The sequence below is a fragment of the Empedobacter sp. UBA7248 genome (genome assembly GCF_002472945.1).
In the GTDB taxonomy this organism is placed as follows: domain Bacteria; phylum Bacteroidota; class Bacteroidia; order Flavobacteriales; family Weeksellaceae; genus Empedobacter; species Empedobacter falsenii_C.
The window spans coordinates 147953-164844 of record NZ_DKSU01000009.1 but is presented as its reverse complement, the minus strand read 5'-3'; the positions used below and the strand labels follow the sequence as shown (position 1 = coordinate 164844).

Annotated in this window: 15 protein-coding genes; 11 read left to right on the top strand and 4 right to left on the bottom strand. The window is 30.4% G+C overall.

The window, feature by feature from the left end; all coding sequences use genetic code 11:
• Nucleotides 1–21: 21 nt before the first annotated feature.
• Complete coding sequence (locus B4A23_RS10635; protein ID WP_291119783.1) at nucleotides 22–3483, bottom strand: methylmalonyl-CoA mutase family protein; 3462 nt, start codon at nucleotides 3481–3483, stop codon at nucleotides 22–24.
• A 183-nt stretch (nucleotides 3484–3666) separates the two neighbouring features.
• On the opposite strand from B4A23_RS10635, the gene B4A23_RS10630 reads away from it, so the two are divergent.
• On the top strand, nucleotides 3667–4569 hold the full coding sequence (locus tag B4A23_RS10630) for a hypothetical protein (protein WP_291119780.1): 903 nt from the start codon (nucleotides 3667–3669) through the stop codon (nucleotides 4567–4569).
• A 1-nt stretch (nucleotide 4570) separates the two neighbouring features.
• Here the strand turns inward: B4A23_RS10630 and B4A23_RS10625 are convergent, their stop codons facing one another.
• Together B4A23_RS10625 and B4A23_RS10620 are read right to left on the bottom strand one after the other, a co-directional pair.
• Complete coding sequence (locus B4A23_RS10625; protein WP_291119777.1) at nucleotides 4571–5248, bottom strand: uracil-DNA glycosylase; 678 nt, start codon at nucleotides 5246–5248, stop codon at nucleotides 4571–4573.
• A 59-nt stretch (nucleotides 5249–5307) separates the two neighbouring features.
• Nucleotides 5308–5889, bottom strand: coding sequence for a TIGR00730 family Rossman fold protein (locus tag B4A23_RS10620; protein ID WP_291119775.1), 582 nt, complete (start codon nucleotides 5887–5889; stop codon nucleotides 5308–5310).
• Between the two features lie 129 nt (nucleotides 5890–6018).
• Between B4A23_RS10620 and B4A23_RS10615 the strand changes: the two genes are divergently transcribed.
• Genes B4A23_RS10615 through B4A23_RS10605 form a run of 3 tightly spaced genes read left to right on the top strand, consistent with a single transcriptional unit; the run spans nucleotide 6019 to nucleotide 8667 of the window.
• Entirely contained in the window at nucleotides 6019–8166 is a 2148-nt protein-coding gene (locus tag B4A23_RS10615) for an endonuclease MutS2 (protein ID WP_291119772.1), read from the top strand.
• On the top strand, nucleotides 8147–8395 hold the full coding sequence (locus B4A23_RS10610) for a hypothetical protein (protein ID WP_291119770.1): 249 nt from the start codon (nucleotides 8147–8149) through the stop codon (nucleotides 8393–8395). Before B4A23_RS10615 ends, B4A23_RS10610 begins: the two co-directional genes overlap by 20 nt.
• Nucleotides 8392–8667: a hypothetical protein gene (locus tag B4A23_RS10605; protein ID WP_291119767.1), complete on the top strand. Its 276-nt coding sequence runs from the start codon at nucleotides 8392–8394 to the stop codon at nucleotides 8665–8667. The genes B4A23_RS10610 and B4A23_RS10605 overlap by 4 nt, the downstream gene beginning before the upstream one ends.
• Nucleotides 8668–8712: 45 nt before the next feature.
• Here B4A23_RS10605 and B4A23_RS10600 read toward each other — a convergent pair whose 3' ends face one another.
• Nucleotides 8713–9432 (bottom strand): GLPGLI family protein, encoded by a 720-nt coding sequence (locus B4A23_RS10600; RefSeq protein WP_291119764.1) that lies wholly within the window; start codon nucleotides 9430–9432, stop codon nucleotides 8713–8715.
• A gap of 342 nt (nucleotides 9433–9774) precedes the next feature.
• On the opposite strand from B4A23_RS10600, the gene B4A23_RS10595 reads away from it, so the two are divergent.
• From B4A23_RS10595 to B4A23_RS10565, 7 genes are all read left to right on the top strand, one after another.
• On the top strand, nucleotides 9775–10401 hold the full coding sequence (locus tag B4A23_RS10595; protein WP_038336698.1) for a peroxiredoxin: 627 nt from the start codon (nucleotides 9775–9777) through the stop codon (nucleotides 10399–10401).
• 158 nt (nucleotides 10402–10559) lie between these two features.
• A complete protein-coding gene (locus tag B4A23_RS10590; protein ID WP_180904627.1) occupies nucleotides 10560–10877 on the top strand; it encodes a thioredoxin family protein in 318 nt (105 codons plus the stop codon).
• Nucleotides 10858–11109, top strand: a complete 252-nt coding sequence (locus tag B4A23_RS10585) for a DUF6952 family protein (protein WP_038336694.1) — start codon at nucleotides 10858–10860, stop codon at nucleotides 11107–11109. Before B4A23_RS10590 ends, B4A23_RS10585 begins: the two co-directional genes overlap by 20 nt.
• Before the next feature lie 126 nt (nucleotides 11110–11235).
• A complete protein-coding gene (locus B4A23_RS10580) occupies nucleotides 11236–12201 on the top strand; it encodes a hypothetical protein (RefSeq protein WP_291119761.1) in 966 nt (321 codons plus the stop codon).
• Nucleotides 12202–12243: 42 nt separating this feature from the next.
• Nucleotides 12244–12723: a DUF4280 domain-containing protein gene (locus B4A23_RS10575; protein ID WP_291119758.1), complete on the top strand. Its 480-nt coding sequence runs from the start codon at nucleotides 12244–12246 to the stop codon at nucleotides 12721–12723.
• 4 nt (nucleotides 12724–12727) lie between these two features.
• Nucleotides 12728–15847: a hypothetical protein gene (locus B4A23_RS10570; RefSeq protein ID WP_291119755.1), complete on the top strand. Its 3120-nt coding sequence runs from the start codon at nucleotides 12728–12730 to the stop codon at nucleotides 15845–15847.
• Nucleotides 15844–16797 (top strand): hypothetical protein, encoded by a 954-nt coding sequence (locus B4A23_RS10565; protein ID WP_291119752.1) that lies wholly within the window; start codon nucleotides 15844–15846, stop codon nucleotides 16795–16797. The genes B4A23_RS10570 and B4A23_RS10565 overlap by 4 nt, the downstream gene beginning before the upstream one ends.
• Nucleotides 16798–16892 lie beyond the last annotated feature (95 nt).

Sequence of the window (16892 nt, the reverse complement as noted above, 5' to 3'; positions counted from 1 at the left end):
AATATTAAAAAATTATATTTCTTACATATTTCTACGATACTGTCCACCTACTTCGAACAAGGCAGAAGTAATTTGTCCTAATGAACAAACTTTGGTTGCTTCCATCAAAACTTCAAAAATATTTTGATTATTAACAGCTGCTTGTTGCGCATGCTCCAATGCACTTTCAGCTTGTTGTTCATTAATTTTATTCAAATTTTCTTTAGTGTGAATTTGGAATTGTTTTTCTTCCTCTGTCGCACGAATTACCTCCGCAGGCACCACGGTTGGCGAACCTTTTGAACTTAAGAACGTATTTACACCAATAATTGGGAACGATCCGTTGTGTTTCAATGTTTCGTAATATAATGATTCTTCCTGAATTTTAGAACGTTGATACATCGTTTCCATTGCTCCTAAAACACCTCCACGCTCTGTAATACGATCAAATTCTTGTAAAACTGCTTCTTCTACTAAATCTGTTAATTCTTCGATTATGAATGAACCTTGAATTGGGTTTTCGTTTTTTGCCAAACCTAATTCTTTGTTGATAATCAACTGAATAGCCATTGCACGACGAACCGATTCTTCTGTTGGCGTTGTAATTGCTTCATCATACGCATTGGTGTGCAATGAATTACAGTTATCATAAATTGCATATAAAGCTTGTAAAGTTGTACGAATATCATTGAAATCAATTTCTTGTGCGTGTAACGAACGACCCGAAGTTTGAATGTGATATTTCAACATTTGCGCACGTTCATTAGCTCCGTATTTATTTTTCAAGGCTTTTGCCCAAATTTTACGTGCTACACGACCTATTACTGAATATTCTGGATCGATACCATTTGAGAAGAAAAACGATAAATTTGGTCCAAAAGCATTAATATCCATTCCGCGAGATAAATAATACTCAACATACGTAAAACCGTTTGCTAACGTAAATGCTAACTGCGTAATAGGATTCGCTCCAGCTTCTGCAATATGGTAACCCGAAATAGAAACCGAATAGAAATTACGTACATTTTGATTGATGAAATACTCTTGCACATCCCCCATTAAACGCAACGCAAATTCAGTTGAGAAAATACACGTATTTTGTGCTTGATCTTCTTTTAAAATATCTGCCTGAACCGTTCCACGAACTTGAGCTAACGTAATTTTCTTGATTTCAGCATACACATCCGCAGGTAAAACCTGATCTCCCGTTACACCTAAAAGCATCAATCCTAAACCATCATTCCCTTCTGGTAAATCACCATTATAACGAGGTCTTTGCAAACCTTTGTCTTCGTAAATAGCTTTGATTTTTGCTTCAATTTCAGCTTCTAAACCATTTTCTTTGATGTATTTTTCACAATTTTGATCAATCGCGGCATTCATAAAGAAACCTAACAACATAGGTGCTGGCCCATTAATCGTCATCGAAACCGAAGTTGCTGCATGTGATAAATCGAAACCAGAATATAATTTCTTCGCATCATCTAAACAACAAATCGAAACTCCTGCATTACCAATTTTTCCGTAAATATCAGGACGATGACCTGGATCATTTCCGTACAATGTTACCGAATCAAACGCCGTAGACAAACGTTTTGCAGGCATTCCTTTCGATACATAATGGAAGCGACGATTGGTACGCTCCGGTCCACCTTCGCCCGCAAACATACGCGTTGGATCTTCGCCTTCACGTTTGAAAGGATATAATCCTGAAGTAAATGGGAACTCTCCCGGAACGTTTTCTTGTAAAACCCAACGTAAAATATCGCCCCAAGCTTCGTACTTAGGTAAAGCAATTTTAGGGATTTGTAAGTGCGATAAAGACTCAGAATGTGTCTGAATTTTAATCTCTTTATCACGTACTTTAAACGTATAAACCGGATTTTTATATTTATTCACCTTTTCATCCCAAGTCGTGATTACCTCCCAGTTGAAAGGATCTAAATTCATTTTTAATTTATCAAATTCAGCTAAAAGAACTTTAACCAAATCAGCATTATCAGTTCCAGAAATATCAATCCCGTGTTGAGAAATCGTTGGCGTTTTTCCAGAAAGTGTTTCAATTGTTTTAAAGAAACCATATAGTTTTTGCGCAACATCTCTCTGCGCATTTGCACGCACATCATATCCACGATTATTCTCTGCAATCTCAGACAAATAGCGCGTTCTTGAAGGTGGAATCACAAAAATCTTTTCAGACATTTCTTTTGTAATTTGAAAAGATGATTTCAAATCTGCTCCTGTTTTTTCAACTACTTTATCAATGATTGATTTATATAATTGATTGGTTCCTGGATCGTTAAATTGAGAAGCAATCGTTCCAAAAACAGGCATTTCATCAGGATTTACATCCCATAAATTATGATTGCGTTGGTATTGTTTTTTTACATCGCGCAAAGCATCTAAAGCACCACGTTTATCGAATTTATTAATCGCAACAATGTCAGCGAAATCTAACATATCAATCTTTTCCAATTGCGTTGCAGCACCAAACTCTGGCGTCATAATGTACAATGAAGCATCAGAATGATCTAAAATTTCGGTATCCGACTGACCAATTCCAGAAGTTTCTAAAATAATCAAATCATATTTCGCTGCTTTCAACACTTGAATTGCTTCCTCTACATATTTCGATAACGCTAAATTTGATTGACGAGTTGCCAATGAACGCATATAAACACGAGGATTGTTGATAGAATTCATACGAATACGATCGCCTAACAAAGCGCCACCCGTTTTCTTTTTCGAAGGATCGACAGAAACCAAAGCAATTGATTTTTCCGGAAAGTCAATCAAGAAACGACGCACTAATTCATCAACCATCGACGATTTTCCTGCTCCACCTGTTCCAGTAATTCCTAAAACTGGTGCAGACTTATCAGCTACTTTATCAAAATCAAATGCTTTTAAAAAATCTTCTTCACGATTTTCTGCTAACGAAATTAATCGCGCAATCGTCGTGATATCTTTATCTTCTAATGATTGATACACATCTTTTCCTTCTGGTAATTCTAATGCCCCTGTCGGAAAATCTGCTTTCTCTACCATATCATTAATCATTCCTTGTAAACCCAATTCGCGACCATCATCAGGAGAATATAAACGTGTAATTCCATAATCCATCAATTCTTTAATCTCTGACGGCAAAATTACACCTCCACCTCCACCTACGATGCGGATGTGACCTGCTCCTTTTTCTTGAAGCAAATCGTACATATATTTGAAATATTCGTTGTGCCCTCCTTGGTAAGATGTCATTGCAATTGCATTTGCATCTTCCTGAATCGCAGTATTTACAACATCTTCAACTGATTTATCGTGACCTAAATGGATTACCTCGCAACCCGTTGCCTGAATAATGCGACGCATAATATTAATCGATGCATCGTGCCCATCAAACAAAGCCGCTGCGGTTACAATTCGCACTTTATTTTGGGGAGTGTATACTTCTTGTATTGGATGTACAAACTTTTCTTTCTTTTCTTCTTGAGTAATTTGTGACATTTATTTGTGATTTTGATTTTTATGACTCTTGCTAAGATAACATAAATTTCAATGTTTTTAGTGCAGATAAAATTATCATATTCAGTAAAATATTGAAGTTTTATTAATAAATCACCATAGTTTATATTGATTTATTTACAATATATTATTAACTTTAAAGAGAACTATTTTAGAATTCTACTTATGAATACTTATTCTCTTAAAAATCTATCAGATCTGTCAAGACTAGATGAACAAATGATTGTTTTATGGAATAAAAAGTTCAAATTGTTTAATGAAGATAAGATTGATAAAAATTCACTATTTAATCATGATCACTTAAAAAAATTAATTATTATTTCTTTTTTAAGTGAATCAAACAAAAAAAATACAGTAGAAAATTTAAGTGTAAAATCACTTTCTGAAATACAAGTTTTATCCGAATTTGAAATTCAAAATTATATCCAGAAATACAAAAGTTATGAACCAATTATTGAGTTATTAATCTGTTCTTGTTTTTCATATGATACACGTTTTTTTGACACCATTCTTACACTTTGTTTCAATAAAATTGGAATCGAAAAATGTTGTATAGATATAGTTTTCCCTTTTTTAAGTAAAATGTCTATCATTCTAGAAAAGTATACTATTCAAGAATCGGTTATTTCTTTTTCTAAAAATCTAATTAGAAAACATCTTTTTTATTTGATTAAATCAATTCCATATTCAGATCAAAATTCTCGTAAATGGCTTTTATTTTTACCTGAAAAAGAAAATGAAGATTTAGAATTAATTTATACTTATCTTCTTTTAAAAATTAATAACGAAAAAGGAATTTATTTAGGCGAAAATCAAAGTTTAAATTCTATTTTAGAATGTATTGAAAATACTCAAATTACACATATTTTTATTTATATCTCTAAAAACTATGACTCTTCTTCTCTTGAAATTTATCTCGAATCAATCAAGAAAAATCTTCCAAACATTACCATTTTTGTGGCAACATATGCTGTTCTAAAAGATAAAATAACCGAAAAAGTTCCGTATATAAATGTAAACAATCCAACAGCTTTTAATTCTTATTTACAAAAAATTATGACGATGTAAATTATTTGTTTTTGATTTCCCAATTTATAGGTTGTAAGTTCTTACTTTTCAAAAAATCATTTGTTTTCGAAAAAGGTTTACTCCCCCAAAAACCTCTGTAAGCTCCTAATGGAGAAGGATGAGCAGATTCTATAATAAAGTGTTTATTTCGATCAATTTTTGCTCCTTTTTTTTGAGCATAAGCTCCCCAAAGTATAAAAACTAAATTTTCTTTTTGATCAGAAAGCTTTTGTATTACAGCATCTGTAAATATTTCCCAACCTTTTTTCTGGTGCGAACCTGCCTTAGAAGCTTCAACCGTCAAAGTTGCATTTAATAATAATACACCTTGTTTAGCCCATGTTTCCAAATTTCCTGAAGTCGAAACTCCTATTCCTAAATCATCATTTAACTCTTTATAAATATTCTGCAAACTTGGAGGTAATTTAATTCCATCGGCAACCGAAAAAGACAAACCATTTGCTTGTCCAATCCCATGATAAGGATCTTGACCAATTAAAACAACTTTAACATCATCAAAAGGTGTATAATCAAATGCAGAAAATATTTTGGATGCAGGAGGATATATTGTTTTTGTTTTGTACTCATTTCGTACAAAATCTGTCAATATTTTAAAGTAATCATTTTCAAATTCATCCTTTAAAACTTCTTTCCAAGAAACATCTAATTTCACATCCATATTATTCTTTTATGGAAACAAAATTATTCTTTTTATACTTGCTGGAGTAATTTTTCAAACTAAATCTGAGATTCATTTATCCATTTACCAACTGTAGGAGCTTTATAATTTTTTAATTTCTCAAATAAAATATCTAGATTATCACTAACAATTAGCATATCATAATTTTCTTGTTTCAGAAAACCTTTGGTAACCATACTTTTAATAAAAAGTAAAAGATCATCAAAAAAACCATCTATATTGTAAATAGCAATTGGTTTTTTATGTAATCCTAATTGAGCCCATGTCAACATTTCGAAAAACTCTTCAAGTGTACCAAAACCTCCAGGTAAAGTTATAACACCATCAGAAAGTTCATTCATTTTCGCCTTACGTTCATGCATAGAATCTACTAAAATAAGTTCACTTAATCCTTTATACTCAACTTCAACTTTCTTCAAAAAGTTTGGTAAAACTCCAATAGCTACACCTCTATTTTCTAAAACTGAATCTGCTATAACGCCCATTAAACCTACATTAGCTCCACCATAAACAAGTTCAATTTTATTTTCTGCTAATTTTTGACCTAATTTATATGCTTCTTCTTTAAAAATCTTATTTGAGCCATTACTCGACCCACAAAATACTGTTAATCTCTTCATTCCATAAATATAAAAATCAATATTCATCAAAATATAAATTATAGATTTAATAAATTATTAAATCTATATGTAAATAGTATTATCTGTCATTTATTTCTAACTAAAGAATTTATCCGTAATTTTGCGTTAATGCAAATATCAGAACAAACTTTAAAAGATTTAGAATTTAATGCGGTTCAAAAAGAAATCGCAGAATTTGCTTATACAGAAAAGGTTGAAGCGTTTATTTTTAACTTAAAACCTTACCAAGATCATCAACTTTTAGTACAAGATCTACAAACGACAAACGAATATTTAACAAGTTTCGAGACGGGAAATCGTTTTCCGTTTTCAGAATATTATATTTTAGATGAAAATCTAAGCCGATTAGAAATCGAAAATTATTATTTGCCAGCAGAAGAATTCTTCAAAATCAAGGCAAATACGCTTCAAGTGAAAGAAATCTTGAAATATTTGACAACTTTCAACGAATACGCACCTGTTTTGTTTGAGAAAGCTTCAACGATTACTTACGAAAAAAATATCGTGAAATTAATCGATCAAGTATTCAATAAATTTGGAGAAATCAAAGACGACGCAAGCCCAGAGCTGAAAATTGTGCGCGATCGTTTGCGTCATTTGAATGGGCGAATTACCGAATTATTCAATAAATCGATGTCTTATCATTCGGATTATTTGGATGACATTCGCGAATCTGTCGTTGGAAATCGTCGCGTTTTAGCTGTTAAATCAGCTTTGAGAAAACGTGTGAAAGGACAATTTTTAGGTACTTCAAAAACTGGATCGATTACGTTTATTGAGCCAGAAAGTGTACAAAATCCTCGTCGCGAATGGGAAGAATTGAAAGAAGAAGAAAAACATTTGGTTATTCAGATTTTGTTAGATTTAACTGCTCAAATTGCGGAATACAAACCAAAACTTGAAGAATATCAAACATTTTTAGAGTACATCGATTTTACACAAGCGAAAGCAAATTATGCTTTTTTGATTAATGGAATTTTACCTCAACTTTCTGAGAATCGAATTATCAAATTAGTCGATGCTTATCATCCTGTTTTATTTTTAAACAATAAAAGAAAAGCTCAAAAAACGATTCCGCAGAGTTTAGAGATTAACGAAGATTGTCGTATTATCATTATTTCTGGTCCAAATGCTGGAGGAAAATCAATTACGTTAAAAACGATTGGTTTACTTCAAATTATGATTCAGAGTGGTGTTTTAGTTCCTGTAAAAGATGAAAGTCAATTTGGATTTTTTAATCAAATTTTCACGGATATTGGAGATAATCAATCCATCGAAAATCATTTATCTACCTATAGTTATCGTCTAAAACAAATGTCCTATTTCTTGAAAAATGCTGATGATAAAACATTGTTGTTAGTTGATGAATTTGGTACAGGTTCTGATCCTGAATTAGGTGGAGCTTTGGCCGAAGTTTTCTTTGAAGAGTTTTATGAGCGCAATTCTTTCGGTGTTTTTACGACGCATTATACAAATATCAAATTGAGCGCAGAAAGTTTGCCAGAAGCGATAAATGCTTGTATGTTGTTTGATAAAAAAACATTGGAACCACTTTACCGTTTGGAAATTGGACAAGCCGGAAGTTCGTTTACTTTTGAAGTTGCTGAGAAAAATAAAATTCCGTTTCGTTTGATTAATCGCGCAAAGAAAAAAGTTGAAAGTGAAAAAGTGAGTTTGGATAAAACTATTTTAAAACTTCAACAGGAAAAATTTGAAATTCAGAAAACAAAAGATCATGTTGAAGAGTTGCGCGAAACGAATATTGAACATAATGAAAAATTAGAGCAAACGAACGAAAAAATTCAACAAAAACTATATGATTTTCAGCAATTATATGATCGTGAACAAAAACGTTTGAAACTTGGCGAACGTATTTCGGATATGGCTGATTCTTACTTGAAAACGAAAAATAAAAAGCAAATGATTTCGAATTTCTTGAAATTAATTGAAATGGAAAATTCGAAAAAGACGAAAGAAGTTCAGCAATTAAAGAAAATCGAAAAAATTGTAGAGAAAGAAGTTAAGCGTGAATTGAAAGAGAATTCTGAAACGATTTCTCAACAAAAACATGTGATCGAAAAGAAAGAAAAAGCAGCTACGCAAAAGAAAATTGATGCGTTGAAAGTTGGTGATCGCGTCAAAATTCATGGTTCGTCGAGTGTTGGAACAATTGATAAAATAAAAAAGGAAATTGTTTTTGTAAATTATGGTTTATTTACAACTCAAATCAATGTTAATGAAGTCTATAAAATCTAATATGATCAATCAAAAAATAATAACGTTCCTCCTATTCCTTGTTTTTTCTAATTTAGGTTTTGCACAAACAAATCAAAATTGGAATTGGTTAATCGGAAATTGGGAAGGCGTTGGTAATGGAAAGCCAGGAGAAGGAAAAGGTGTTTTTTCTTTTGAATACCAATTGGATCAAAATGTAATTCTTAGAAAAAGTCATTCCGAATATCCTTCGCGAGATTCTAAAAAATGACAATTCATGATGATTTATTGGTTGTTTATTTAGATGAAAATAAAAATTTATCAAAAGCCATTTATTTTGATAACGAAGGTCATGTTATCAATTATTCGATTACTTATACCGAAAAAACAATTACATTTCTGAGTGAAACAAAACCCAATCAACCAACATTTAGATTGATATACTCGCTACTAGAAAATAAAGAAGTTAATACAGCTTTTGAAATTTCGATGGATGGAAAAAACTTCAATACATATATAGAAGGAAAAAGTAAAAAAATATAAAACGAAAAAGGTTAGTGAATTCACTAACCTTTTTCGTTTTATCTCTTAATCTTTCTCTACGCCTTGATTTATTATTCCTCCAGATTTCCCCATCGATTTCTCAATCTCCTTATCATATTCTTCCTTGGTTACTTTCTTTGATTTATTCGGTAATTCTATTTTACCTGCGTATGGTTTTACATCAATCGCCGTAAAACTAACATTTGTATCCATGTCACTTGTAAATGGTAATTTGAATTTAATTTTTAAAATCAAACCTGGTAATCCATTAAAACGAGAAGGTCCATCTCGAAAAGGCAAATCTGGAGCATACCACGCTTCTACTGTTTGTGTTGGATTTGTATATGTTGCTTTTCTTACTTTGTAACCTAAAATTATTGACTCTTCTTTGCTTAACACCCAAGGAAAGGTCTGGATAGAATCTTTGATAAATAGTTTAGGTTTCATTTTACTATTTTCATACAATTCTTTCGAATTAAAATCTTTATAAATATTAGAACTAACATTGCTTAATAATCCTACAGAAATTCCACGACCTTGTTCATTATTTATACGTTCAATCTCTGTAAAATTAGAATTTGTAGCATTTACAAATAACTCAAAATAATATCGTTTATTTTCTGAATTGACAAGCATTTCTTCCATTCTAGCAGATGTTTGTTTTAAATCACTTCTATCAAATTCTTGACGAACTTCATATTCTACACGAACAGCATCTTGGGCAAGTCCAATTATTGGAAGTATTAAAAATAAATATTTTAGCATTTTATAGTGTTTATTATTCTACTAATATAGAAATAAAATTTAATTCATTTTAAATAATCATCAACATAAGCAATATCATTCTTTAAGGTAAATAATCTTCGTAAATTAGCGTAGAGATAAGATAAAAAGGTTTGTTGTATTGAATTTCAATAGAATATTAACTCAATAATTATTATTAATCATATATCATAAATATAATTTATAGTTTAATCTATATTTGAAATTGAAAATATATGGACAGTTTAAAATATCAGTCTAAATTTGCATCAGTAAAAGAGATAAAAACTGTAACAAGTTTTATCAAATCGAGAAGTAAAAAACAAAATATAAAAAATTAAAATTATGTCATTAGTAGGAAAAAAAGCGCCTTTATTCACAGCGCCAGCAGTAATTGATGGAGACGAAATCGTAGAAAACTTTTCAATGCCAATCGGAGAAAAAAACATCGTTTTATTCTTCTATCCAAAAGATTTTACATTTGTTTGTCCAACAGAATTACACGCATTCCAAGCTAAATTAGCTGAATTCGAAAAAAGAGATGCTGTTGTAATTGCTGCTTCTTGTGATTCAGAAGAAACACACTTAGCATGGTTAAACACTGCTAAAGATAACGGAGGTATCGAAGGTGTTACTTACCCAATCGTTGCTGACTTAGCAAAAACTATCGCTATGGATTACGGAGTTTTGGCTGGTGAGTATGTTTACAATGAAGAAAATGATTCTTTAAAATTTGAAGGAGCTCCAGTTGCTTACCGTGGTACTTTCATCATCGACAAAAATGGTGTTGTTCGTCACGAAACAATCAACGATTTACCATTAGGACGTAACATCGATGAGTATGTACGTTTATTAGACGCTATTTTACACGTTGAGAAATATGGTGAAGTTTGTCCAGCAAACTGGGAAGAAGGAAAAGATGCAATGAACGCTACTAAAGATGGTGTAGCTTCTTACTTAGCTTCTCACTAAAAATAACTTGAAAATCTTTTGATTTTCAAAATTCACGAAGAGGCTGTCTAAAAAATTTGACAGGAGATTTTAACGGATTAATTTTCAATAAAAATCACTAAGCTCAACACTTAGACAGCCTTTTTTATACCCAATTTTTAACCATAAAAATTAATAAAATGTTTGCAGAATTAGAACAAGATAACTTAGCACAAGTAGTTGCTGATAACAATATAGTAATTGTACAATATGGTGCTGGATGGTGTGGAAACTGCCGTTTAGTAAAACCAAAATTCAAAAAATTAGCGGCTGAATATGAAGGTCAAGCTGAGTTTTTATATGTTGATGCTGAGAAATTAGTAGAATCAAGAAAATTAGCTGATGTTCCTAACTTACCAACTTTCGCGGTATTTAAAGGAGGACAAAATGTAGGACAAGTAACTGCGTCTAAAATTGATGCTGTAAAAGAATTGATCAATGAAGCTGCCGGTATTTAAAAATTTAGCAAAAAATGTTTCTATTGAAGCAATGGAAACAGCTTTAGAAGTTTTGGAAGTTTATGCTGATTCTCCAGCTGTAAAAGAGCCAGAACAAGAAGTGATTGGTGAAATGATTTCTAACATTTGTGGAGCTATGGAAATGAAGCAAATGATGGAAGAAGAAGGTTTGGATGAGCGTACTGCTGCCAATACTTTTATGCAACGCGTAATGGGTTCGATTGATAAATAATTTTATCAATTAGTTCATATAAAAGAAAAGGATTTCAATTGAAATCCTTTTTTTATTTTATAAAAAAGGCAATGTATGTATAGATAAGATTATTAAATTTGAATAAATCTTAAACTACCTTACATTATGGATTTTCATAAATTAAAAATAAATTCTAATGAAAATATAGATACTATTGCAAAGGAATACGATATTAATAGAGAAATTTTACGAAATTTTCATAATAATATTTGTTCAATCTCTGAAATTATACCTAAAGAAATACCAGTCTATCTGGAGTACATTTATATACCAATTGAAACTTTTTTGGGTTATCAGGATAAAACTATACATGATTTTAAATTAATAGCTCCTAATTTTTTTGATAAAATAACATACGGAATAATTTATAAAAATAATTCAGTTAGTAAACAAATACATTATACGATTGAAGTTGAAAAATTAAATAATTCTACAGTAATTATTAATAAAAATAAAACCTATGTTAATAATCATCCTGTTAAAAAAATAATTGAAGAACTTTTAGAAAAAACTGAGCGAGCAATTTATCCTTTATTATTAGAAAGCACTACAAATAACTCAATTATTAGAATAAAAAATGAAAAAGAAATTGGAGAAAGATGGGAAAAAGAAATCAAACCATTAATAATTGAATATTATCAAAGTAAATTGACAGATGAAATAATTGAAAAATTAGATTCGTTTTTCTTAAATCCCAATCAATATTTTGAAAAAATATTACATCATCTATTTTATTCATTTTATTTCTTGCCAATATATACTTCATATCCAAATGGAAATAAACAATCGACAATCTCACAATTTTTGAATGCTATCAATCAACATATCCATTTTGATGTAAATTTCAAATTACACAAAAAATTAACTAGAGCTGATAAAATCAAACTAGAGATTAGAGGTGTTGAAAATAATTCGCTCTCAAATAATGATAATAAAGCTACTTTATTTTTTACATATATTTTGCATAAAGAAACGCATAAAATATTTTCTCTTACAGGAAACATTATTTGCTATGATGAAAATAATAAACAATATGATTTAACATTTGAAATGTATGAATTAAAAAAATAATTGTAAATTTAATCACCAATCTATTAACCTAAAACAATACATATGAGTAGAAAACATTTAGTTTGCCAAGGAGCTATATGTGAATGCCAATTCGGGAATATGCCCGATAAATTAAAAGTCCTTACTCAACAAAAACATTATATCAACGATAAAGATGCCAGTAAAAAACTAGTTGCTACACATGTTGATATAGGAATGACTTTCGAAAAAAACACTTTCGGACAATGTAAACTTCAACCAATCCCTGGAGGTTTTAAACCTTGTCAACCAATCTTACAACAATGGACTGGTCAATATGAAAAAGTAAAATACGAAATAAATGGAGGTAACCCTTTATTAGAAGATAGCAAAGGTATTTGTGTCATTAGTGGTAGCCCTTGTATAAAAATCATCAATCATGGACAGACAGCCGAACCTACACAACAAAATTTGAATAATGCTGATGATGAAGTATTAGCTGAATTTATGCCATTTGTTACTCTGAAAAATAAAACAAAAAAATATATCCCTATTAACCAATAATCTTATGGGCGACTCTAATACTCCAATACATATTTATGTAAAACCAACAAATGGACAAAGATTAGACACCAAAATTGGTTGGTTATCTTTACCTAAAGCAACATCTTTTAAAGTATCTATTAAAGAATATATTGATGAAAAAGAATTAATCATTAAAAATCATTCTAAAGCATTAAAAAAAATAGACGATAACTATTCTAAAATTTTTAATCAAATAAAATCTGAAGGACAGAAAAGTTATGATTTTATTATTAAAAATTATGAAGAATATCTTGCTGGAAAAGTAAAAAAAGAAAACTATGATGCTAATGTAGAAGCACGTAAAAAGGCTGATAAAGAAAGAGATAAAAAATATACTGAAATAACTAACGCAACAGAAAAGAAAAGAAATGAACTTCTAAATACGTATGAAAAAGATTTAGAACAGCTAAAAAACAAGTATTCTACTATTCGTTGGGTTTGGCAATTAATTGGTAGCGATCGCCCTAATTTAGACTCTAATAGTTTTAATGAAGGATTAGAAAAAGGTAGTCCAGAATTAGAATTAGAATTCGATAATTTTCTTGTTGGAGGTGGTGCTGCATATCTAGAACCATTTTGGGAAAACACCTCTCCTAAAGGGAAATATCCTTATGGATTAATTATTAATGCGCAAGAAGATAAATCTAGTATTATAACAACAGATTGGCGAGATGCCAAAGACATAGAAATAAAAACACCTATAAAATTCGGCTCTACTGTTTATCTTAATATCTATACAGAAAATTTGTATGGTCATAATATCGATATACAATTAAAAAACAAAGGTCAAATCATTCGTCTTCTAACTTTTGGTTTAACGAATGCGGATGATAAACTTTTTGCTATAGAATATTTAGATAATAACACTGAGGCTAATAAAAGAACTACAAAAGATATTTCTAAGCAAGAATCCATGTTTACACGAGCTGTATCAGTACACAGCTCAAATCTATATCCAAGTAATGCAAAACATGGCTACCTTATTGATCATGATGAAAACTTAAAAGATAAAAAAATTACACAGGTACCAAATGTTCAGAAGTGTAAATTTGCCGTATATATTGATCCTCTATGGGAAACTTTAGTAGGAAATGAATTAGAAATTTATCCTATTGTTTATTCTCCTAAAATACCTAATTCTGAAAAAGAATTTTCTACTAATACACTAAAGGTTAATAATTCTGGAACACTTCTAAAAGTTGAGAAAATAGACTCAAATCAAGTCGCTTTAATTAGTCAAACAGAAACTAATATGGCTTATTTTCATCATTGTAATTATAGCGCTATTAAACTCTCTGAAAAAGACAAAGAAAAAATTACAGTGTTCGATTTATCCAATATCAGATTGAGAGATAAAAATCCTATTGAAGTTGATGTAATTGCTGGTAAAAAAAGTTCTTACTTTCTAGATATTGATTTACATACAGAAGAATGCGAGATAAAACCTAAACCTCATTTTAATAACGAAATAACGATTAAACAAATTCCTCCTGATTATGAAATTTTATACGATTCTGGTGTTAATGTCCAAAATTCTGTCAAACCAAAAGAAACAAAACTCTTAAAAACTTCATCATCTGTAAAAACAACAAACACAGGAGTTTCATCTACGTCAAAAGAAGATATAAAAAACGAAACAAAAACTTTTGTTGTAAGAAGAGGTCAGGTACAATTTGATGCATTCTATAACTACGACATCCCTCCTACTGGTATAGCAGATCCTGTATTAACTTATGCCAAAGCATTACAATATATACGACTAGATAATACTGCAAATAAAGTTGAAAAAATAAATATGCAAGTATCTAGTTGTGCATTAGACAGAAATGTAAATTTAACTTTTTATCCTGATATCAAATGGACTATAAAACTTGGATTTAATGTAACGAAAGATGATATCGAAACTATAAATAAAAAAGGTCTTAAAACACCTCTTAAAGTTTTTGAATCTTTAGAGGATGAGAAATCAAAATTACAAGAAAAAGTTAAGGAAAAAGACAAAGAAGTCTTTGATAAAAACAAAGATTTAAAGCGAATAAAAAACGCTCAAATTAATGAGACAAGAAAAGCGTTTAAATTAAAAAAGAAGCCTAAAAAATCAAATAAAGATATTACGCCTTCATCTGGAGGTAAGATTGCTGGGCTAATAGAAATTTTAAAAAGACTAAATTTCTCTTTAGCAGAAGAACATTATGGTGGAACTCAGAAAAATGAGTTAAATGAAGAATTTCTTAAAAAACTTTACAGTATCTACTCTGGTGAAAATAATCCGTTTGATCTTCTATTACAAGTTGCCGAAATTGTAGAAGGTAGCAAAGACCCTGCTGAAGATAAAATAGAAAATCTATTGGCTTCTAAAGGAAAAAGTGTTGCAGGACTACGCGCCAAGATGAACCGAAAACCAGTAGATTATACAATTTTATATCCAAAAATTGCTTTAGCTGCTTCTTGGTTCTACGAAATGGTTGATCCTAAAAAATACCCCGACTTAGCGGGAAGACAAGGATTAGGTTTAGATCTAAACCTAAGTGCAAAACCTTTGATTGGTATCACCGTTAAGTGGGATTTATTAGAATTATTATGCAGAAGACATCCTGTTGCCTATGCTGTTTTGAAAGCCCTAGATGCTATTATTTATATTATTGGCGATGACGAAAGTGCTATAGAGTTTAATTTTAGTGTTACTGGACAAATTGAGACAGAAATTAACTGGCAACATAATATGCTAGCAGGCTTTAAGGATATGAATGCCAAAGGTAAAAGTGCCCTTAATGTCAAATTAGACCTAAAAATAAATATTGCACAAACCTATAAAGTACTAAACTATGAAGTTATAGTGAAAAGAGGATTTAGCGTTGGCGCAAGTTCTGGAATAGGTGTAACTAATGTTTATGGTATTGACAATGAAGGTCTTTATCTACAAAAAATACTAGAGTTTGAAGGTATAAAATTTGAATTCTCTGCTACTGGAATCATGGAAGTTAAAAAAACTGAATTAGATAAAAAAAAGAAAAATATAGTAAGCCTAGGAGGAGAAATTAAAGGAGAAATTACATTCTTAAACTATAAATACGAATCACCCAAAATACATCTTATCTCATGAAAAAGCTATTCACCTTAGTGTACATCAGTATCGCATTAGTAAGCTGTGCTCAAACCGAAACAAAAAAATACAAAACTATGACTGAAAACTATATCGCAAAAACCGAAAACATATACAAAACTGTTAAAATTTACGATTACAACCCACAATATACGTTACATCTTTCTGCAGCTAATTTTACTTTCGAAGTATTAATCAATGATTTTCCTGTTCAAAAAAATTATGATCCAGGAATTGTAACAGGTTCCATGCCAATTAACGAAGCTTTATTAAAAAGTGGAAAGCAAAAACTGACTATCCGTATGACTCCTCCTGTTGATGAAGAATATAATATGGGAAAAGAAATTGATTTTTCGATAGCAGAACTGAAACTGAGTATCAACTATGGCGAATATGGCAAACAAAAAGTAAAAGAGTTTAAAGAAGCTTTGAAATATGAAATGCCCCAGCGTCAAGAAAAATTACCTTACTATGAAATTAGTTTAGAATTTGACGCACCTGTTGTTGCTTATGAAAACGATGTAAAGGGTTGGAAAGAAAGTGTAGATTTATCAAAAGAAGATAAAGATAAACTTCAAAAAGAAGTCGAAGATTTTTACAAAGAAATGATCGCAATTTATGAGAACAAGGACATTAATACACTAGCAGCTAAATACTATAATCGCCAAAAAGAATTGGCTCAAATTTATTTTTCTAATCAACCTGGAAAATCAAAAATATTAATAGAAGAATATAATAAAGATGTTCTTGAATCTCGCCCTTTCATATTTAGTGATTATATTTTAAAATATTATGGTAATGGTAGAATTATTCAATTGGTAAAAACGGATAAATACTACCTAAATTTTTCGGCTCTTATGAGAGAAGATCCAAAAACTGAAAAAGCTGTGGTATACGGAATGTACCTCCAACGCCCAGAACCAGATGCTCCATTAGAAGTTATACGTTAAATGAAAAATATAATTTTATTCATCGGATTTTTATTTGTTTTTATTTCTTGTTCAAAAGGACAAGGAACAAAAACAGTTTCTCAATACAAAAAAGT